Annotated in this window: 16 protein-coding genes; 15 read left to right on the top strand and 1 reads right to left on the bottom strand. The window is 44.4% G+C overall.

The annotated features are described in order from the left end of the window. Positions 1-33: 33 nt before the first annotated feature. The 5 genes from B2107_RS15925 to B2107_RS15905 all read left to right on the top strand — a co-directional run bounded on the left by B2107_RS15925 (position 34) and on the right by B2107_RS15905 (position 5388). On the top strand, positions 34-822 hold the full coding sequence (locus B2107_RS15925) for an SDR family oxidoreductase (RefSeq protein ID WP_293956652.1): 789 nt from the start codon (positions 34-36) through the stop codon (positions 820-822). A gap of 167 nt (positions 823-989) precedes the next feature. Beyond that, the gene (locus B2107_RS15920; protein ID WP_293956651.1) at positions 990-2045 is read left to right on the top strand and encodes an NAD(P)-dependent alcohol dehydrogenase; all 1056 of its coding nucleotides are present in this window, start codon (positions 990-992) and stop codon (positions 2043-2045) included. A gap of 214 nt (positions 2046-2259) precedes the next feature. Then, entirely contained in the window at positions 2260-2778 is a 519-nt protein-coding gene (locus B2107_RS15915; RefSeq protein ID WP_293956650.1) for a cupin domain-containing protein, read from the top strand. Between the two features lie 183 nt (positions 2779-2961). Next, positions 2962-4155 carry an aldo/keto reductase gene (locus tag B2107_RS15910; RefSeq protein WP_293956649.1) on the top strand — a complete coding sequence of 398 codons (1194 nt, stop codon included), beginning with the start codon at positions 2962-2964 and terminating at the stop codon, positions 4153-4155. A 117-nt stretch (positions 4156-4272) separates the two neighbouring features. Beyond that, positions 4273-5388 carry an alpha/beta hydrolase gene (locus tag B2107_RS15905; RefSeq protein WP_293956648.1) on the top strand — a complete coding sequence of 372 codons (1116 nt, stop codon included), beginning with the start codon at positions 4273-4275 and terminating at the stop codon, positions 5386-5388. A gap of 35 nt (positions 5389-5423) precedes the next feature. On the opposite strand, the gene B2107_RS15900 is transcribed toward B2107_RS15905, so the two are convergent. Continuing rightward, the gene (locus tag B2107_RS15900) at positions 5424-6296 is read right to left on the bottom strand and encodes an AraC family transcriptional regulator (RefSeq protein ID WP_293956646.1); all 873 of its coding nucleotides are present in this window, start codon (positions 6294-6296) and stop codon (positions 5424-5426) included. A 127-nt stretch (positions 6297-6423) separates the two neighbouring features. Here B2107_RS15900 and B2107_RS15895 point away from each other — a divergent pair, with 127 nt between their 5' ends. The 10 genes from B2107_RS15895 to B2107_RS15850 all read left to right on the top strand — a co-directional run bounded on the left by B2107_RS15895 (position 6424) and on the right by B2107_RS15850 (position 21003). Beyond that, on the top strand, positions 6424-7662 hold the full coding sequence (locus B2107_RS15895; protein ID WP_293956645.1) for an MFS transporter: 1239 nt from the start codon (positions 6424-6426) through the stop codon (positions 7660-7662). Between the two features lie 123 nt (positions 7663-7785). Then, complete coding sequence (locus tag B2107_RS15890) at positions 7786-8826, top strand: alpha/beta hydrolase (protein WP_293956644.1); 1041 nt, start codon at positions 7786-7788, stop codon at positions 8824-8826. Between the two features lie 115 nt (positions 8827-8941). Beyond that, positions 8942-10093: an efflux RND transporter periplasmic adaptor subunit gene (locus B2107_RS15885; RefSeq protein ID WP_293956643.1), complete on the top strand. Its 1152-nt coding sequence runs from the start codon at positions 8942-8944 to the stop codon at positions 10091-10093. A 4-nt stretch (positions 10094-10097) separates the two neighbouring features. Beyond that, a complete protein-coding gene (locus tag B2107_RS15880; protein WP_293956642.1) occupies positions 10098-13256 on the top strand; it encodes an efflux RND transporter permease subunit in 3159 nt (1052 codons plus the stop codon). Positions 13257-13274: 18 nt separating this feature from the next. After that, positions 13275-14687, top strand: coding sequence for an efflux transporter outer membrane subunit (locus B2107_RS15875; RefSeq protein ID WP_293956640.1), 1413 nt, complete (start codon positions 13275-13277; stop codon positions 14685-14687). A 115-nt stretch (positions 14688-14802) separates the two neighbouring features. Next, on the top strand, positions 14803-15615 hold the full coding sequence (locus B2107_RS15870; RefSeq protein WP_293956639.1) for an RteC domain-containing protein: 813 nt from the start codon (positions 14803-14805) through the stop codon (positions 15613-15615). A gap of 310 nt (positions 15616-15925) precedes the next feature. Beyond that, positions 15926-17926 (top strand): conjugal transfer protein MobC, encoded by a 2001-nt coding sequence (mobC, locus tag B2107_RS15865; protein WP_293956638.1) that lies wholly within the window; start codon positions 15926-15928, stop codon positions 17924-17926. 528 nt (positions 17927-18454) lie between these two features. Then, positions 18455-19291, top strand: coding sequence for a helix-turn-helix domain-containing protein (locus B2107_RS15860; RefSeq protein ID WP_293956637.1), 837 nt, complete (start codon positions 18455-18457; stop codon positions 19289-19291). A 155-nt stretch (positions 19292-19446) separates the two neighbouring features. Continuing rightward, positions 19447-20193 (top strand): SDR family oxidoreductase, encoded by a 747-nt coding sequence (locus B2107_RS15855; protein WP_293956636.1) that lies wholly within the window; start codon positions 19447-19449, stop codon positions 20191-20193. 33 nt (positions 20194-20226) lie between these two features. After that, positions 20227-21003 (top strand): hypothetical protein, encoded by a 777-nt coding sequence (locus B2107_RS15850; protein WP_293956634.1) that lies wholly within the window; start codon positions 20227-20229, stop codon positions 21001-21003. Positions 21004-21005: the final 2 nt, after the last annotated feature.

Here is a 21005-nt window from a genome sequence, read left to right as displayed (position 1 = left end):
TTGAAAAACGTTTAACATTTAAAATATAAAACTATGGCCGAAAATAAAAATACAACAGTACAATTTGGCGACCAGTTCAAAGGAAAGGTTGCGTTTATTACAGGCGGTGCAACAGGGATTGGTTTTGCAACTGCACTTGCTTTTGCAAATCACGGAGCAAAAGTTGTCATTGCAGGCAGGACGGAAGCCGACAATGAAAAGGCTGTAAACACTATCAAGAAACAGGGCGGCGATGCGATTGCCGTGACCTGCGATGTACAAAAAGCCGATGATATAAAAAACGCTTTGGGCAAAACAATAGAAATCTTTGGCAAACTCGACTTTGCGTTCAACAATGCGGGTATTGAGCAGCCGCATTCTCTGTTGGCGGAAACAAGCGAAGAAGAATTTGACAGACTGGTAAACATTAACCTGAAAGGCGTCTTCCTCGGTATGAAATACGAAATCCCCTTATTGTTGAAAAACGGCGGGGGCGTAATTGTAAACACTTCTTCCGGTGCAGGTGTGAAAGGGTTTAAGGATCAAGCTGTTTATGCCGCTACGAAGCACGCGGTCATCGGGATGACCAAATCTGCCGCGCTGGATTATGCGGCTGATAAAATCCGCATCAATGTTGTTGCTCCGGGCATTATTGATACCCCGATGATGGACAGATTTACGGGTAACACGGATGAGGGTCGCAAAAACGTTATCGCCCAGGAGCCTGTAGGCAGAATGGGAAAACCCGAAGAGATTGCTAGTGCAGTGCTCTGGTTGTGTACAGATACAGGAGCATTTGTCACTGGCCATACGCTGGTAGCGGATGGCGGTCAAACCTTATAAAATAACGTTTGTGATCAGATAGATATGGCTTCGCCAATATCAGAAAAATAAGTAGGCAGGAATCTAAGCAAATGGCAAGAATTTTCATAACTGGCTCTTCAGAAGGACTTAAATAACTGACGAATAACACTTATTCTAAAATAGCAACATTTATAAAAAGAAATTATATGAATACACAGATTGTAAAAGCGTTTGGGACAGAAGCTCCCACCGAAGATTTAAAACCGTTAAGCATCAAACGCCGCGAAGTAACGGCAAAGGATGTGGAAATAGACATCTTATATTGTGGCGTTTGTCATTCTGATTTACACACTGCACGCAACGAATGGCACGGAACGGTTTACCCGAACGTACCCGGACATGAAATTGTAGGACGTATTACGAAAGTGGGCGACAATGTTACCAAATTCAAAGTAGGCGACCTTGCAGGAGTTGGCTGCATGGTGGATAGTTGCAGAGAGTGTGAAAGTTGTAAGGAAGGATTGGAGCAATATTGCGAGGCCGGAAATGTCCAGACCTATAACGGACATGAGAGATATTTGAACGAGCAAACCTTTGGTGGCTATTCTGAACGGGTAGTGGTGGACGAAGACTTTGTGTTACATATCCCTGAAAATTTGGATCTGGCAGCGACAGCCCCGTTACTATGTGCAGGCATTACCACCTACTCGCCACTAAGACATTGGAATATCGGTGTAGGAATGAAAGTGGGTATTGTCGGCATTGGCGGATTGGGGCATATGGGTGTAAAAATAGCTAAAGCTATGGGAGCGTATGTGGTGGTAATCACGACTTCCAGTTCAAAAATAGAAGACGCCAAACGTTTGGGAGCAGACGAGGTAATACGCTCTACAGATGAAGAGCAGATGAAGAATAATGCTGGTACGCTACATTTTATACTGGATTGTGTATCTGCTCAACATGATATAAACGCGTATCTGGCCTTGCTGAAAAGGGATGGGCAACTTACGCTTGTCGGTGCTCCTGAAAATCCGCTTCCCGTTGCTCCATTCAGCCTGATACCCGCACGTAGAAGTTTTTCAGGTTCAATGATCGGGGGTATTGCAGAAACGCAAGAGATGCTTGATTTCTGCGGACAGCATAACATTGTATCTGATATCGAACTTATAAAAATGCAGGATATAAATTCGGCTTATGGACGTCTCTTGAAAGGCGATGTTAAGTATCGTTTTGTTATTGATATGGAAAGTTTGAAAAATTGATGAAAAAGGATCTGCAATAGATCTAAAAAAACGCAATGTCTAAAGTTTGATATGTGACATTATTGCTGTAAAATATGTAACATAGAAACTTTTTTTAGTGGTTACATTTGTACCATGTGGAATTAAAGGGTGACTTAGAGCCCATCCTTAGTCATCCACATTGGATTAAAGGAAATAACAGTTGGTTTTAAGTTAAATTATAAAACACAAATTCATGAAAACACAGATCAAAAAAATTTTGTTTGCAGTCCTCACAGCAGGTCTTTTTGCATTGACGGCCTGCAACCAGACCAGGAAGGACGCGGCACAGGAAAGCATACAAACCGGCAAAAAAGAAACTGATTTTATTTTTCCAAAAGGAGAACCGGGTTCCAAAGATCTATTTACCGGAAATGCATATCCTTTTGGATTGGTCAGCGAAGATTCCATTTACACGACAGTCGCAGGCAATGTTTACTTTGAACCCGGTGCAAGAAGCAATTGGCATACGCACCCTTCCGGGCAGATATTGATTATTACTGATGGAGTTGGTTACCACCAAATTAAAGGACAACCTATAGAAATCATCAAAAAAGGTGATGTTGTCAAATGTCCGCCCAATGTAAAGCATTGGCATGGGGCCAGTCATGATGTGGGTTTACAGCAATTGTATATCGTCCCCAACACAGAAAAAGGAATTGTCGAGTGGATGGAGCCCGTTACAGACGAAGAATACAACAAGGCTAAAAATTAAGGTCAATCATCCGTTTTCCATCGGCGGGTATTTTAAGCCGTCCGCAAAACCGAACGTGTTCGGAACAGGCGGATACCTGATGCGGTGCTTTGGCTTCGCTATGGTCCAGCGGACTTTTTTATCAGTGATTCTCTTTTTGGCCGTTACAACGGCACTAAAATAGAATCAGCAAAAACAAAAGATATGAATAATAAAACAGAACTTCAGAATAAAGAGATCAATCACTCTACCAACCGCCGGGACTTCTTAAAGAGTGCCACCTTTTTTGGTGCGGCCGCCTGCGTTCCTGCGGTGTTGGTACAAGGATGCACGGAAAAGAAAACAACACCTTCAGCCGAAAGTAAAGATAAAAACAGCATGCCTATCATTACCGAGCGTCGTACCCTGGGAAAAGGCAGCGCCGCTATGGAGGTTTCGGCTTTAGGGTTTGGGGTAATGGGAATGAACCACCACCGGGGCATCCACCCCGACAAAAAAGCAATGATAAAGCTGCTCCACCAGATTGTGGAGCGTGGTGTTACCTTTTTTGATACGGCCGAGAATTACGGGCCGTTTACCAATGAGGAGCTGGCCGGAGAAGCATTGAGCCAGTTCAAAGATAGAATTTCTATTGTTACGAAATTTGGCTACAATTATGACGGAAACAGGATAAATGAACCCCGAGGCGGACTAAACAGCCGCCCCGAACGTATCCGCGAGATGGTGGAAGCATCTTTAAAACGCCTAAAAATTGATGTGATAGAGCTGCTGTACCAGCACCGCATGGACCCCAATGTCCCCATTGAAGACGTGGCAGGAACCGTGAAAGATCTTATTGCCGAAGGAAAGGTAAAGCGTTTTGGCCTTTGTGAGGTCTCGGCAGAAACGATCCGCAAAGCACATGCTGTGCAGCCCGTTACGGCCATACAGAGCGAATATCATCTGATGTGGCGTGAAGTAGAAAAAGAAGTGCTGCCCGTATGTGAAGAACTGGGTATCGGCTTTGTTCCGTATAGCCCGGTAAACCGTGGTTTTCTCACCGGTGCCATCAACGAATATACCAGTTTCAATTCGGGCAACGACAACCGTAATATCCTGCCCCGGTTCACTCCCGAAGCGATACGGGCAAACCTTAGGATTGTGGAAGAGCTGAATAAATTCGGACGTACAAGGGGCATCACTCCCTCGCAGGCCGCATTGGGATGGTTGCTTCAAAAGGCTCCGTTCATCGTTCCAATTCCCGGAACGACCAAACTCTCCCATTTGGAAGAAAACCTGAGAACAGCGGAATTTACTTTTACCCCCCAGGAATGGAAGGAACTTGAAACGGCAGTGGCAAATATTCCTATCGTCGGTGACCGTTACCCGGCCTCCGAACAGCAAAAGGTGGAAAAATAGTGGACCGGTACCTAGTACAAATCGGTTGCGATGGGACAACGTAGCCGTTATAAAACCGGATAACAGTATGAAGGCATCATTTTTGAAATAATTTTAACAACTTAAAAGAGGATAGCAATGAAACAATTAACGATAATAATGATGGCCATCCTGACGGCATTAGGAGCGTGCCAACAGCCGCAGAAAACGGAAGATAAGAAGGAACAACCTCAAAAATCAGAAAAAATGGATAACGCAGAAGATACCTATACATTCAAACTGAATGACGGCGTAACACGGGAGAAGGTAACGTTCAAGAACCGTTACGGCATTCCGGTAACCGGAGATTTATATACACCCAAAAACAGAGATAACCAGAAACTTCCCGCTTTGGTAGTAAGTGGTCCTTTTGGTGCAGTCAAGGAGCAATCCTCCGGTTTTTATGCAAACGAGCTGGCCTCACGTGGTTTCGTGACCTTAGCTTTTGACCCATCATTTACAGGAGAAAGCGGCGGGGATGTCCGGAACGTAGGATCGCCCGATATCTTTACCGAAGATTTCAGTGCGGCCGTTGATTACATCGGTCTGTTGAAGAATGTTGACCGAAGTAAGATCGGCGCAGTAGGTGTATGCGGGCTGGGCGGTATGGCCATTACGGCGGCAGGCAGCGACAGCCGTATCAAGGCTGTAGCTACAGCTTCGATGTACGATATGTCACGGAGCATCAGCCGCAGCTACAAAGACAGTTACACAAAAGAACAACGCCAACAGGTGATTGATTACATAAGCCAGCAGCGCTGGGCGGATGCCGAGAACGGTAAACCCGCGATAGGCTTCCATGAAGTACCGTTTGACGATAAAGGTAGCCTGGTAAAGGGAGATCGCGTCCTTCCTGAAACTTTGCCTGAAAATCCAGACCCGGTTCAAAAGGCATTCTTTGATTATTACAGGACACCACGTGGCTTCCATCCACGGTCTATCAATTCCACAACAGCGTGGACGGCTACCACACCGATGTCCTTTTTCAGCTTCCCGATGATGACCAATGTGGATATGATTTCCCCACGTCCACTTATGCTGATTGCGGGAGAAAATGCACACTCGCGCTATTATTCGGAAGATGTTTACAAACAGGCTTTGCAGCCGAAAGAATTGGTCATCGTCCCTGATGCCGACCATGTGGATTTATACGACCAAAAAGATAAAATCCCGTTCGACAGACTGGAAAAATTCTTCAAAGATAATTTGAAGTAAACAAGGTTATACTGCATAAGTTAAATAAGACCGTCTCATTTTTGGGCGGTCTTATTTTTTTTCTTTGATTTATCGGCCGGTTCCTGTAACCGCTGCCTGTATTCGCTTGGGCTTACTCCCAATAGCTTTTTTACATATCGGGTAAAGAATGAATAGCTCGAAAAATCCATTTCATCGGCTATTTCGGAAATATTCAGGTTCTTATCCCGAAGGAGGACTAGAATCCGCTCCCTGGTGTAACGCTGTATCCACTGCGAAGCTGTAACACCCGTATTGGCTTTGCAGATCTGGTTCAGGTATTTGGGTGTAATATTTAATGCATTACTATAAAAACGTACTTCGCGTTCCTTCATGCAGTGTTCCTCCACCAGTTGTACAAATCTTTCATACAATGTTCCCGACTGCATCGAACGCCTGCGCCGATCCAGCTGTTCCGCAAAGATACTCCACATCTCCAGCACAAACAGTTGCATCTGTAGCTTTAATGCTTCGTTGTAAAATCGATGGTCCGTATCCTCAAATCTATCATTAAGGGATTGAAAATTCATTAGAATTTTTTCCCGGTCTTCCTTATTATCCGGATGCAAAATCGGGCTTATCCGGTGATGGACAATCGAATCTATACCCAAGGTAAGGTTAGGAAGATTGTCCAGTAAGAAGTCCTTTTCCACAAACAGGGTAATTGCCATGAAATTTTTAGACAGCGATAGCTCCGAAACTTCACTGCCTGCCAGCAAAAAAATAAACTCGCCCGCCTTGCAGTGGAATAGCTGACCATTGAACCTGAATTTGACGTTGCCGCGCTGGCAGTAGATATGTGCATGATAGCGGGACTGGAAGCCTTCCGGGAACTGCTCCACCGATGTGGTTTTCAATAATATTATTTTACGATTTTCTTCTGCCTGCATCTTAAAATTGTAAAAAGTCCGCCTAACAAAAATAGGTAATATTTGACAAAATACCTGTACAATTTATAACATAAAGAAAGTGTCGGCTTGGTAATTTTGTGCCTGTTATTTATAAGCAAGTATAAAAATGGAAGAAAATAAAACAATAGAACAAAACATACAGCCAAAATGGGGGGCTGTTTATTCAATAGCTCTTTCCGTAGCAGGTTTAATCATTGCAGAGTTTCTGCCTGCAAGTTTGCTGACGCCAATGGCATCAGATTTAGGCGTTAGTGAAGGAACGGTTGGGCAGGCAATATCCGTGACGGCTGCCGTTGCCATGATCGCGAGCCTGTTTACCGCACTGCTGACCCAGCGCATAGACCGGAGGTGGGTGCTGATCTCTTTCAGCGTATTGCTGATGCTTTCAAACCTCATAGTTGCCTATTCGCCAAACTTGTTCATTCTTTTAATCGGCCGTGTGCTATTAGGTATAGGTATTAGCGGTTGTTGGGGAATGATGGCAGCAACGGCGATGCGCTTAGTGCCAAAAAACCTTGTTCCCAAAGCACTGTCCATCATCTTTGGTGCAGTATCGGTTGCGACTGTTATTGCTGCCCCGTTGGGCAGCTTTCTGGGTATGCACATCGGGTGGCGGAATGTATTTCTGATTACCGCTGTCATAGGTGTAGTTGCATTTATCTGGCAGTTGCGTTCGTTACCATCTATGCCATCAGGCGGTGCCTCAAAATTGAGTTCCCTGTTCAGGATATTTGACCGTCCTAAAATCAGACCGGGTATGACAGCTACATTTTTTGTGTTTATGAGCTACGCCATCTTTTTCTCCTACTTACGCCCCTTTTTGGAGAACATCACCAACGTTCACGGCAATACGTTGACACTGGTATTACTGGCATTCGGAATAGCCAACTTTTTTGGCGCCACCTTTTCAAGATACCCCCTGCAATGGAATATTCACCGTTCTTTAGTCCTTGCGGCGCTGTTTATGGGTATATCCGTTTTGGGACTTATGCTATTTGGCGAGCTGACCCTGATTGCAGTAGTCTTGGTATCGTTATGGGGATTGTTCTTTGGCGTTGTACAGGTGGGCTGGACGGATTGGCTGACACGCACCGTTCCCGATGAGGCAGAAAGTGCAGGAGGTGTACAGATAGCCATTATACAGCTGTCCATAACCATAGGGGCTTCCGCAGGAGGGCTAACATATGATATAGCAGGAACCAACGGGATTTTCATCTTCAGTACGCTTTGCGCATTGGCAGCTTCATTTGTAGCGATGCTCGGGTTCAGGACAAAAGTGATAACCTTAAAACCAAAACCGACAACACAGTGTAACGACATTTTAATGCATAGGTTCGATAAGTGACATTTTACCTGAATTAATTGTAACAAAGAAGCAGGATTTAGTATCGACCTTTGTATTGTGTTCAAGATGATGAAGCATTCACACACTTACGGTACAACATTAACAGCGACAAAATTTAATACGATGAAAAAATTATCAATCATAATAGCAGTTTCCCTGATGGCATTGGGGACAGTATTTGGTCAAACATCAACAGGCCAAAAGCAAATGAACAATCAGGAACATTATACTTTTAGGTTAAGCGATAAAGTAACCCGTCAAAAAGTAACCTTCAAAAACCGGTTTGGAATAACCCTTTCAGGCGATTTGTACACGCCTAAAGAACAAGGAAGCCAGCCACTCGCAGCGCTCGCCATTAGCGGGCCTTATGGAGCGGTAAAAGAACAATCGTCGGGATTATACGCTAACCAGATGGCAGAACGTGGTTTTGTGGCATTGGCATTTGACCCGTCTTATACGGGCGAAAGCGGCGGCGAACCACGTCACGTATCGTCTCCAGATATGAACACGGAAGATTTCAGCGCAGCCGTGGATTTTCTCGGCCTACAGGAAAACATTGACCGGAGCAAAATAGGCATCATCGGTATCTGTGGCTTCGGTGGTTTCGCTTTGAATGCTGCCGCTGCGGATACCCGTGTAAAAGCCGTTGTTGCCTCTACCATGTATGATATGTCGCGAGGTATGTCAAAAGGCTATTTCGATAAAATGACGCCACAAGAACGTAGCAAAGCATTGGAAGAAATGAACCGGCAACGTTGGGAAGATGCGAAGAATGGAACGCCTGCCCTGCCTCCCAACGGATTGGCCAGCATAGCAGACGATGCCCAGCAGTTTGTAAAGGAGTATGCTTCCTATTATAAAACCCAGCGCGGCTTCCACCCCCGTTCCATCAATTCAAATGGAGCATGGACAAAAACAAATGCCCTGTCCTTTATGAATGCCCCGCTATTAACCTATATCAAGGAAATTTCGCCCCGGCCAGTCCTGATCATTGCAGGTGAAAAAGCACACTCCCGTTATTTCAGCGAAGATGCGTACAAGGCCGCAGCCCAGCCCAAAGAACTGCTGATTGTACCGGGTGCCGTGCACGTGGATCTGTACGACAGGTTGGATGTAATCCCCTTTGACAAAATGGACAGGTTTTTCAAAGAGCATCTGAAATAAACACCATTCTGAACATATAGCGCAAGTTGATTTATAGCCAACGGCTAAGCGTTCCCAAAAAGAACGCTCCGGGGTATTGTTTGCCCAATACAAAGTAAAAATTAAAGATATTGAAATGAATAGTCTATCAAAAAATACAGTAGCCGCCTTCTTGTCAGCTATGCTTCTTGCCTCTTGCGGAGGCACTGAACCCCCAAAGGAAGAAGCGCAGCCTTACCCCGTTGTTGAGGTAGAAAACAGGGATGTCCAGGCATACCAGACTTACCCCACCTCCATTCAGGGCATCAACAATAACGATGTCCGTGCCAAGATACAGGGCTATATCAGCCAGGTGCTGGTCGATGAGGGACAGCGTGTAAGCAAAGGACAGGTAATGTTCCGCCTGGAAACCAACTCCCTTTCCCAGAATGCCAGTGCCGCCCAATCGGGCGTTGCTGCGGCACGGGCACGGGTAGATGCCGCAAAGGTGGAGGTAAACAGGCTGAAGCCTTTGGTCGAGGAGAACATTGTCAGCAACGTGCTATTGGAAACCGCCCGGGTAAACCTTTTGCAAGCCCAGAGCGAACTGGAGCAGGCAAGGGCAAACCATAAAAGCATCACTGCTAATGTGGATTATTCGGTCATCCGTGCGCCGATAGACGGCGTAGTCGGCAAAATCAACCTGCGCTCGGGTGCTTTGGTAGGGCCAGCAGACCAGACCCCGATTACAACGGTTTCGGACGTTCGCGAGCTATACGCTTATTTCTCGATGAACGAAGCAGAATACATGGATTTCCTATACGAAACAGCAGGAAACGCTTTGGAGGAAAAATTAAGAAACGTCCCTGCTGTCGAGCTGATGATGGCCAATGGCAGGATATACGAAGAAAAAGGTAAAATCAGCGCCGTAACAGGTCAGATAAATCCACAGACCGGAAGCATCCAGTTCCGTGTTTCCTTTCCGAACCAGCAGCGTGTGCTTACCAACGGGAACAGCGGTACCATCCGCATCCCCAAAACATACAAGAATGTACTGGTCATTCCCGAAACGGGAATTTTCGAGCAACAGGGCAAAGTATTCGCCTTTACCGTTCAGGGCGATACCGTGAAGCAGACAGAGATAAAGCAGATCAGCAGGATAGACAAACTTGTATTGGTAGAAAGCGGATTGAAACAGGGCGATAGGATTGTAGCAGGCGGCGTAGCAAAACTGCGTACCGGCAACGCCATTAAACCAACAAAAACGGTTACGGACAGCATTATTAACAACATTCAGCCCGTATTCTAAACTTATGATCAAGAAATTTATAGAGCGTCCGGTATTCTCTGCCGTTATCTCGATTATTATAGTCGTATTGGGAATACTTGGACTGATGGCACTGCCCATGACGCAGTACCCCGATATCGCACCGCCTACGGTAAGGATAACGGCAAACTATCCGGGGGCTGATGCGATGACCGTTATGCGGTCGGTCATTACGCCCATTGAAGAACAGGTAAACGGTGTGGAAAATATGACCTACGTTTCCTCATCGGCAACCAATGACGGTACGGCAAGCATCAACGTGTTTTTTGAGCTGGGAACAGACCCCGACATTGCCGCTATGAACGTTCAGAACAGGGTAAACAGGGCTTTGCCTTTATTGCCGCAGGAAGCTACCCGTTCGGGTGTGGTTACCCAAAAACAGGAAAACTCGCCATTGATATTCATCAGGTTCTATTCGACCAACCCGTCATTCGACCAAGTGTATATCGAAAACTATATCAACATCAATATCATTCCGGCAATAAAAAGAATCAAAGGGGTTTCGACAGCAGAAATACACGGTGCTAAAAATTATTCCATGCGTATCTGGATCAAACCGGAGAAACTTTCAGCCTATGGATTGCAGCCCGATGATGTGATTGCAAAAATCAATTCGCAGAGCCGGGAGGCCGCGGCCGGTCAGATCGGGACCAACGCTGGGCAGGCCAACGAGTATGTCATCCGTTACAAGGGACGCTTTGACAGCGAAGATGAATACGGAAACATTATCATCAAGGCATTGAGAGGCGGACAGTTTTTACGGCTGAAAGATGTTGCCGATGTATCGTTTGCCTCGCAGAGCTACGCTGGCGTGGGCGAAACAATGGGCCATGTGAACGGTGTATTCGGCGTGTACCAAAGTCCGGGAACCAATGCGCAGGAAGTGAACAAAGCGGTTTTGGAATACCTCAAAAGCATTGAGCCCACTTTGCCCGATGGTCTGCACTGGCTGAACGACTATGACCTCAATACCTTTCTGGAGGGAGCTGTTGACCAGGTCGTGGTCACGCTTATCGAAGCATTTCTTTTGGTATTTCTTGTCGTGCTTCTTTTCTTGCAGGATTTCCGTTCTACGCTTATTCCGGCTATTGCAGTTCCGGTTTCGATTGTAGGTAGTTTCTTTTTCCTGAACCTGTTAGGTTTCTCACTGAACCTGCTCACGCTTTTTGCCCTTGTGCTGGCCATCGGTATTGTGGTCGATGATGCCATTGTGGTGGTCGAAGCAGTACATGCTAAACTGGAAAAAGGAAAGCAAACTGCCCGTTCGGCAACTATCGAAGCGATGGGTGAAATTTCAGGAGCCATCGTTTCCATTACCTTGGTATTGGGTGCGGTTTTCGTTCCGGTAACGTTTATTACCGGGCCCGCAGGTGTTTTCTACCAGCAGTTCGGCATTACGCTGATGGTCGCCATCTTTATCTCGGCGGTCAACGCACTGACCTTAACGCCTATGCTCTGTGCCCTGTTCCTAAAGACCGACCATACGGACAAAGCATACGCCGATAAAAATTTCGTGCAGAAGTTCAACCATAAATTCAATACGGCATTTAACCTCACGACCCAGCGATATGCCGTTTTGGTCAAGCGACTTATCAAGACAAAATGGATTGTAGGCGCCCTGTTCGTTGCAGCCTTTGGTTTGCTTATCTGGGCGAACAGTTCTATGCCGAAAGGCTTTGTGCCTTTGGAAGACAGAGGGGTGGTTTTCATCAACGTGGAACTGCCGCCGGGTGCTTCGATGGAACGGTCTTATGCCGTACTGAAAGAACTGGAGGAAAAGGTAAAAGATATTCCGGGTGTGGCACGGTTCAGTATAGCCACGGGAACCAGCCTGTTCTCCGGTACGGGAAGTAACAATGCTACGGCCTATATCCACCTTCCCCCTTTTGAAGAGCGGAAAGGAAATGAAGAGTTGAGCCTGAATACGGTTATCCAAAAATTGAATGAAAGGGCTAAAACTATTCCCGAAGCCAGCTTTGTGTTCTTTGGCCCGGCGAGTGTACGGGGATTCGGAAATAGTGCCGGGTTCTCCATGGTATTGCTCGACAGGGGTGGTAACGATATAGCAGCTATAGACAAGGTTGCCCGCAGTTTCATTGCTGAACTGGAGAAACGGCCGGAAATTGATTTTGTTCAAACGCCGTTCAACGTCAGCTATCCACAGTACGAAATGCTGGTCAATGCGGAAAGAGCAGAAGAAAGCGGCGTGGAAGTTTCCAGTATCCTTTCCGCAATGCAGGGATATGTGGGCGGTTTCTATGCGGCAGACTTTACCAAGTTCGGCAAACAGTACCGGGTCATGGTGCAATCACCACCGGAAACGCGGATGGATGAACGGCTTTTGGAACAATTTACGATACGGACGGCGTCGGGAGAAATGGCTCCGATATCCCAGTTTGTTTCGCTGAAACGGACCTATGGCCCGCAGGTGGTCAACCGTTTCAACCTGTTCACTTCGGTACAGCTTGAAGGGGCAAATGCTCCGGGCTATAGTACCGGAGATGCCATCAAAGCATTTCAGGAGGTAGCCGCACAAAACCTGCCAGCCGATTATATAGTGGACTATGCGGGTTTGACAAGGGAGGAAATTGCCGTGGGCAATCAGACCCTGTTCATTTTCCTGCTCTGTGTGATGTTCATTTACCTGTTGCTCTCGGCACAATACGAGAGTTTCATACAACCGCTTACGGTCATCTTTTCTTTACCGTTCGGTATCATGGGTGCCTTTGTAGGGCAGCATCTTGCAGGATTGGAAAACAACATCTATTTCCAGGTTGCCCTCATTATGCTCGTAGGCCTTTTGGCAAAGAATGCGATTTTGATTGTTGAATTTGCGCTGCACCGCAGAAATAAAGGAGAAACCATTGCGGCTGCCGCTATCAATGCAGCCAAAGCAAGGCTTCGTCCTATTCTGATGACCTCACTGGCTTTTATTGCAGGTATGCTTCCGCTTGTATTCTCTTCGGGAATGGGTGCGGTCGGAAACCGCTCCATCGGCACGGGAGCAGCAACAGGTTTGCTGATAGGAACGGTATGCGGCGTATTGGTCATCCCTGTCCTGTTTGTTATTTTCCAATGGTTGCAGGAAAAGGTAAAACCGATAAAGTCAAAAGAAATTTCGGCCATAGAACCGGACAATGTTTAACGATAAAAAATTGAAGTTTTGAAAAATATAAGAATTGCAAAATGGCTCCCGCTCGTTGCGCTGTTACTTACGTTGCAGTCCTGTTTTGTGGCAAAGCAATATGAGCGGCCACAAAACACACTGCCTACGGTAGACCTGTTCCGAAAGGAATACCAGCAGGTGGATAGCACCAATATGGGATTGATAAAAAGGGCGGACTTTTTTACTGATCCTGTTCTTCAGGCGCATATCGAAACCGCCTTACGGGAAAATTTGGGTATGAACATTGCTTTGGAGAATATAAAGGCAAGCCAGTCCCATTATCTGCAATCGGGCAAAGCATTCCTGCCCTCGGTCAATCTTGGGCCTGCGGCGGGTTATACTACACAATCGCAGAACACGCAGTTTGGACGGTTGATCGGGGAGCGTAACCATATCGTTCAGTATGACCTGACAGCCTCGCTTTCCTGGGAAGCGGATATTTGGGGCAGACTGACGAGTTCCAAAAGAGCGGCTTTTGCCGATATGCAACGCACCATAGCGGGTAGGCAGGCATTCCAGACAACGCTGATCAGCAATGTAGCTTCATTATATTACCAGCTATTGGTACTGGACGAACAGAAGAAAGTAACCGAGCATACCATTGAAACACGGACAAGATCGTTGGAAACCTCTAAAGCGTTGAAAAAAGGGGGGACGCTTACCGAAGCGGCGGTAAAGCAGAGCGAAGCCCTCATATACAATGCGCAGTCACTTTTGGTCCAGATCAACAATCAGATTGAAATTACCGAGAATGCTTTTAACCTGCTTTTGGCAAGCGAACCGAAAACCGTTGATCGGGGAACATTGGACGGGCAGCAGGTGATAACGGATTTATCTGTAGGAGTACCGTACCAACTTTTGTCGAACCGACCCGATGTACGCGCCGCAGAATATGAATTGATGCGAACTTTCCAAATGGTCAATGTAGCGAAGGCCGACTTTTATCCAAGTTTAAGGCTGACCGCCAGTTCGGGTTTTCAGAGTATTGATATTGACCAGCTTTTTAGCCCACGGGCAATCTTCGGTAATGTAATTGCCTCATTGACACAGCCATTATGGAACCAGCGGAAACTAAAGACAAGGCACGAAATAAGCCTGGCAAACCGGCAGGTTGCCTACCTCAATTACCGCAAGTCTATTTTGAATGCTGGCAAGGAAGTATCCGATGCGCTTGCCAATTACAAATCAAACAATCAGATCGAGAAATTAAAAGTAAAGGAACACGAAGCGTACCGCACGGCTACGCGATATTCAGAGCAACTGATGAACCACGGTCTGGCAAATTACCTCGAAGTGTTGCGGGCGCAGGAAAATGAATTGAACACGCAGATTAATATCCTTGACGCAAAATATCAAAAGCTAAGTTCCATAGTACAATTGTACAGGGCATTGGGCGGTGGCTGGGAATAAGTTAAGGCAATCCTGCCGATACATATCGTTGGTAATGGCTCATGCAATTACCAGCGGTTTTGGTTTTCGATACAAACAATATGCTGGTATAGATTAACGATTTAAAAATAACCATATGGATAAATTTTACAATGAAACCTATCTTAAATTGGAAACAGCAATCCAGGAACTGGAGATTGAAACCGACTGCCCGATAAGAAGAATAGAATCAGCTATGCAGCTTATCATTCAAAGCCTTGCTGATTTAAAGAAGTTTGTAATGAAAAACGACTTTAAGAATATGGAGGAAGAAATCCATTTTTTCAAGGTTCAGAAACCTGTTATTGTTTCAAAGCTGATTTACTATAATGCCATTTATAAAATCGAGGCAAAAAAGCCCTATGAGGCAAAAAGCGTCAGGAAGTATCTTAACAAAGAACTCAAAAAACTGAAAAGGTTCTTTGAGAACAACATTGATTTTTATAAGTACTACCGTAGCAACAATTCGTTCCTTGACGATAAGTTTTTTGTACGGGGAAAACACGATATAAGGCTATGGCTGGATACGTTCTATTTCGAGGCAGACCATCGTTTTTCTACTTCACACGATTATAAGGTTGCCAAGATAATTGCTAATGACCTAATACAAGTTTATTTGGAAAACAGGCTGAATAACATCAATCTGAAAAAAGGTACGGATAATTCTTCGCTGACTTGGACCGAAAGCAAGACTGATCTAATCGAGTTGATTTATGCTTTACATACACATGCAGTTTTTAACAATGGAAATATAGACATCAAAGTTATCGCCGCCTCCTTTGAACAAGTATTTAATATCGAGCTCGGAGATTTTTATCATACTTTTTTGGAACTAAGGAATAGGAAAAAAAATCCCACGAAGTTCCTTGATCTACTACGAGAAGGTTTAATAAAGAAAATGGATGATTAAGATGAAAAATAAGGAGACGGAAAATGGCTGTTGTTAACAACCCATATGTAAGCGACCTCATTCGACCGAAAATTGAGAAAACGATACACCAAGAATAACATACAAGATGAAAGGGGCTAATCCTAAGACGTCACCCTTTTCGAATAACGCTCTCAAAGTAAAAATATAATGACAGAAGCTATGTCTTAATGTGTCGTAACGAAAGAATGACTCTAGCCAAATACCGCCACTCACCGCCATTGGCTGCCACTTCTTTATAGCCGTTTTATATAGCTCATAAATTCACGCCCGAACATTTATTTTTTTTAAAATGCAGGGAGAAGACGATTTAAGAGGGCTCGCCAAGATAATGGCTTTTATGCGTGCGGTCAGTATTCTATTGGTACTGATGCACCTTTATTGGTTCTGCTACGGTTTCTTTTTAGAACGTGGTTGGACCTTGGAAGTAATCAACAAGATATTAGCTAATTTCGACAGAACGGCTGGTCTGTTTTCACATACCTTATATACCAAAGCATTCGCTTTGCTTTTGCTGGCTTTAAGTTGTTTGGGAACAAAGGGCGTAAAGAATGAAAAGATAACCTGGTCTAAAATTTATGTGGCTTTAGGTGTTGGTTTTGTGCTGTTCTTTCTAAATACGCCACTATTAAAGCTATCTCCGGTCATAGGCACATTTCTTTACATGCTGACTATCGCATTAGGATACATATCCCTGCTCATGGCAGGGGTATGGATGAGCCGTCTCTTGCGCAATAATTTGATCGACGATGTTTTCAATAGTGAGAACGAAAGTTTTATGCAGGAAACCAAGCTGATGGAAAACGAATATTCCGTTAACCTGCCTACTAAATTCTGGTACAATAAAAAAGAGCATAACGGCTGGATCAATATTGTTAATCCTTTCAGGGCAACGATTGTGCTGGGTACACCAGGATCAGGTAAGAGCTATGCGATTGTAAACAATTACATCAAGCAGCAGATCGAGAAGGGCTTTTCGATGTATATCTACGATTTTAAGTTTGACGATCTTTCTACTATTGCCTATAATCATTTGCTGAAGCATAAGGATAAATACAAAGTAAAACCAACATTCTACGTCATCAACTTTGATGACCCGAAAAAAAGCCATCGTTGCAATCCCCTCAATCCAGATTTCATGACGGATATTTCGGATGCTTATGAAGCTGCTTATACCATCATGCTCAATCTTAACAGAAGCTGGATACAAAAGCAGGGTGATTTTTTCGTGGAGAGCCCAATTATTTTGCTCGCAGCGATAATATGGTTTCTGAAAATTTATGAAAATGGCAAGCATTGCACGTTCCCACATGCCATTGAGCTATTGAATAAAAAGTATTCAGACGTATTTACCATTCTAACATCATATCCTGAGTTGGAAAATTATCTGTCTCCATTTATGGATGCCTGGCAGGGTGGAGCACAGGACCAGTTGCAGGGTCAGATTGCGTCAGCCAAAATACCATTGTCCCGAATGATCTCTCCAAGTCTTTATTGGGTAATGACCGGCGATGATTTTTCATTGGACATCAACAATCCTAAAGAACCGAAGATTTTATGCGTCGGTAACAACCCAGACAGGCAAAATATTTATTCCGCGGCATTGGGTTTATATAATTCACGCATCGTAAAGCTCATCAATAAAAAAGGACAATTAAAAAGTTCGGTTATCATAGATGAGCTTCCTACAATTTATTTTCGCGGACTGGATAATCTTATCGCAACTGCCAGATCTAATAAGGTGGCAGTTTGTTTAGGATTTCAGGATTATTCGCAATTAACCCGCGATTACGGTGACAAAGAAAGTAAAGTTATCCAAAATACGGTAGGCAATATTTTCAGCGGACAGGTAGTTGGAGAAACTGCCAAAAATCTTTCCGAGCGTTTCGGTAAAGTATTGCAGAAACGCCAGAGCCTTACCATCAACCGTAACGATAAATCAACGTCCATATCAACGCAACTGGATAGCCTTATACCTGCTTCAAAAATTTCTACCTTAACACAAGGTATGTTTGTGGGAGCGGTTTCCGATAATTTCGATGAACGTATCGAGCAGAAAATCTTTCATGCCGAAATAGTAGTCGATAATGAAAAAGTAGCCGCAGAAACTAAAGCCTATCAGAAAATACCTAAAATACGATCATTCATAAGCGAGGCTGGTGCTGATACAATGAAACAACAAGTTGAAGCCAATTACAAACAGATTAAGCATGACATTGTACTGATTATCGAAAGCGAACTGGAGCGAATAAAAAACGATCCCGATTTGCAACATTTGGTACAGCAGGGATAATATTGCTTCCGTAATATGCTAACAGAATAGATAATTTTCGCTTTTCTACGTTATAATTTATATATTTTAGCATCAAAGGAACTTTCCGGATAAAAACGGAAAATTTAACCGGTAAAGTTTATGGATAATAACCCACAGAATGTATCCTTTGCGGATCTCACAGAACCACAAAAGATATAGCATATTTAGAATGTCAATGATTACCCTTATTCTGCGATTGAACAATCCACGCCCTCGGTGGGAGTGTACGACCGAGCTGCGAAACTTCAAGCTTTCCCAGGTTGCGTGTTTTCATTGTAATTCCATTTTTCACTACGCTCGATCATTCAATCTTCTTGTTTTTTAGCTTTTTGATCCCGTTCAGGAGAGGTTCCCGAAGTTTTTACTTATTGCATTATTCCTGATAGAAAGCCACTAAAATCAGCGTCTTTTTAACCGGATGAGCCTGACAGCACATCTTTATGAGCCGCACAGCCATACAAGCCTACAGAATATTAGGTATTTTTGTTTTATATTAAGGATAAGATAATGGTACAAAATGAACTAATACGGTCGATAAATTATTCGGGAATTTTTGTGTCCTGTTTTGCACAACATGATACAAAGACAATCGAATCAATCCCTAACCACTCCCTCAATTACGTCTGTTCCGGGGAACAGGTCATTGAAACAGGGAATGACAGACTTGTCGTGGAATCCGGTGAAGCCGTTTTTGTAAAGAGGAACCACAAAACCAAAATTTTTAAAACCGGAAAGGACGGTGAACCATATAAAGGTATCTCTCTTGTTTTGGACAGGAGCGTCCTGCGGAATTTTTATAAGGAACTGGACAAGAGCAGTATTCCAAAAGGCATAGAGATGTCGGATGACAATGTTTTCAAGATCGGTCGTCGGGCAGATACAAAAAGCCTGTTTGATTCGCTGACCCCCTATTTCGATGAAAACCTGAAACCTACCGAAGCGGTGGCGCACTTAAAGTCGCTGGAGGGGATCTATGCACTGCTGAATACGTCGGAGCAATTTTACCGGATACTGTTTGACTTTGCAGACCCCTGGAAAATTGACTTGCTGGAATTTCTTGAAGATAATTATAGGGACGACCTTAACATGGAGGATATAGCACGGTACACAGGAAGGAGCCTTGCCACATTCAAGCGTGACTTTAAGAAGATCAGTAGCCTAAGCCCTCAAAAATGGCTTATAAAAAGAAGGTTGGAAGCGGCTTATTTATTGTTGCAGGAACCCGGTAAGAAAGTACAGGAAATATACCTCGAAGTTGGTTTTAAAAACCCATCCCACTTTTCAAAAGCGTTCAAAACGCAATACGGCATTGCTCCCACCGAAATAAAAAAGGAAGAGGCCTAGAACTAACAATCCTTTTGGGTGAGCTTTTCAGAACATCTATTTGAGCCTGACAGACATGCATTTGAGAATTTGTATGGCTATTTTTGTTATATCAGCAAGATGTCGGATCAGACATCGGCTGGCTAACAAGTTGAATTTATATAATATTAATTGTCATGGATAATAACATTAAAGAAAAAGTCATTGTAATCACCGGTGCCAGCAGTGGACTGGGAGAAGCAGCGGCAAGACATTTAGCAAACGAGGGTGCTTTGGTTGTATTGGGAGCGCGGCGTAAAGACCGGATTGAAGAATTGGCAAACCAGATAAACAGCGCCGGAGGTAGAGCGATTGCCCAGGTAACAGATGTTACTAAAGCAGAAGAAGTAAAAGCACTGGTTGAAAATGCCGTCCAAACATTTGGCCGTATCGATGTTTTGATAAACAATGCAGGGGTCATGCCCGTATCACCTATTGACCGTTATAAAATTGATGAATGGGACTTAATGATCGATGTCAATATTAAAGGCGTATTATATGGTATTGCAGCGGCGCTACCTCACATGAAAGAACAAAAGGCAGGACACATCATCAACCTTTCTTCGGTAGCCGGCCACAAGGTATGGAATGGTAGCGCAGTTTATTCCGCAACCAAGTCTGCCGTAAGAGTATTGTCGGAAGGCTTGCGTCAGGAAGTCACTCCCTACAACATTCGTACAACTATCATATCTCCGGGGGCACTATCTACCGAATTGCATAATACGATCACAGAACCGGATGTTGCACAAGGTATACAGGACGCCGTGAAAGAAGCTTCGCTTCATCCCGATGCATTTGCACGGATAATTGCATTTGCGATCAGCCAGCCGGATGATGTAGATGTAAATGAAATTTTATTCCGCCCGACAAAGCAAGCATTATAGCAGATTACAGATAGTTTTATAAAATATACGGATATGAAATATACGAACAGAAAAAGATTCAAGATAAGCAGATCATTGTGTATCGTAGCTGCACTATTCAGCAGTTTTTTATTGTTAGGTCCCACCTATGGTCAACATGCTCAAAATATGAAACAAGAGAAATATATAGATCCCCCTTTTATTGCCCGCACCTCCAACTTCATGGGGCTGGGGTTCCGTCTTACTGCCGATGAGGCACAAAAACTACTCCCTGCTGGTGTTAAGGCAAAGGCCGATGAAAATGGACTGGTGAACGGTGGTCTGGAGATTTATAGCACAGATCAGGTTTATGGAGTTGAAGCCTATACGATCGCGTTTTTCACCGTGGAAGCAACAGTGAGTGAAAACAATAATGCAAAGGAGGGTAACTGGGTTGTCTGGGGCGCTATAAACAACAAAGCGGCTTTAGGCAGTTTTAAACATTTTTATAATCTGCCCCATCGCTATGTAAGCAATATATCCCTTGAAACGGATGGCGCTGTACATAAGGCAAAAATCGGTGAAGGTGCTCAGGGATTTGAACTAACGCTCAAAAAAGACCCTGCAAAACCTGTCAAAGCCACAGGAAAGGCTGTGCTGTTGAATAGAACTGCTGATAATCAGTTCATCTCGGTTGATATCCCGTGGCTGGCTGAAGGAGCGCAGGCAGATGTTGTATCGCTCAGATTCAATGCTGGAAATGACGCGGTACTGAAAATATTGCAGCAGGCAAATGTTATTTATTCACAGGTGAGTTCAAACGCGTTCAGTTACGCTAAGTCAACTAAGTAGAA

This window comes from Sphingobacterium sp. UBA7855 (assembly GCA_002500745.1).
Taxonomy (GTDB): domain Bacteria; phylum Bacteroidota; class Bacteroidia; order Sphingobacteriales; family Sphingobacteriaceae; genus Sphingobacterium.
Note: the sequence above shows the minus strand (reverse complement) of the source record. Positions and strands in the feature narration are given on the sequence as shown.

Bases quoted from the DNA above. Each gene is read 5' to 3' on its own strand.
- B2107_RS15925 (WP_293956652.1), top strand. From the start codon at position 34: ATGGCCGAAAATAAAAATACAACAGTACAATTTGGCGACCAGTTCAAA.
- B2107_RS15920 (WP_293956651.1), top strand. From the start codon at position 990: ATGAATACACAGATTGTAAAAGCGTTTGGGACAGAAGCTCCCACCGAA.
- B2107_RS15915 (WP_293956650.1), top strand. From the start codon at position 2,260: ATGAAAACACAGATCAAAAAAATTTTGTTTGCAGTCCTCACAGCAGGT.
- B2107_RS15910 (WP_293956649.1), top strand. From the start codon at position 2,962: ATGAATAATAAAACAGAACTTCAGAATAAAGAGATCAATCACTCTACC.
- B2107_RS15905 (WP_293956648.1), top strand. From the start codon at position 4,273: ATGAAACAATTAACGATAATAATGATGGCCATCCTGACGGCATTAGGA.
- B2107_RS15900 (WP_293956646.1), bottom strand. From the start codon at position 6,296: ATGCAGGCAGAAGAAAATCGTAAAATAATATTATTGAAAACCACATCG.
- B2107_RS15895 (WP_293956645.1), top strand. From the start codon at position 6,424: ATGGAAGAAAATAAAACAATAGAACAAAACATACAGCCAAAATGGGGG.
- B2107_RS15890 (WP_293956644.1), top strand. From the start codon at position 7,786: ATGAAAAAATTATCAATCATAATAGCAGTTTCCCTGATGGCATTGGGG.
- B2107_RS15885 (WP_293956643.1), top strand. From the start codon at position 8,942: ATGAATAGTCTATCAAAAAATACAGTAGCCGCCTTCTTGTCAGCTATG.
- B2107_RS15880 (WP_293956642.1), top strand. From the start codon at position 10,098: ATGATCAAGAAATTTATAGAGCGTCCGGTATTCTCTGCCGTTATCTCG.
- B2107_RS15870 (WP_293956639.1), top strand. From the start codon at position 14,803: ATGGATAAATTTTACAATGAAACCTATCTTAAATTGGAAACAGCAATC.
- mobC (WP_293956638.1), top strand. From the start codon at position 15,926: ATGCAGGGAGAAGACGATTTAAGAGGGCTCGCCAAGATAATGGCTTTT.
- B2107_RS15860 (WP_293956637.1), top strand. From the start codon at position 18,455: ATGGTACAAAATGAACTAATACGGTCGATAAATTATTCGGGAATTTTT.
- B2107_RS15855 (WP_293956636.1), top strand. From the start codon at position 19,447: ATGGATAATAACATTAAAGAAAAAGTCATTGTAATCACCGGTGCCAGC.
- B2107_RS15850 (WP_293956634.1), top strand. From the start codon at position 20,227: ATGAAATATACGAACAGAAAAAGATTCAAGATAAGCAGATCATTGTGT.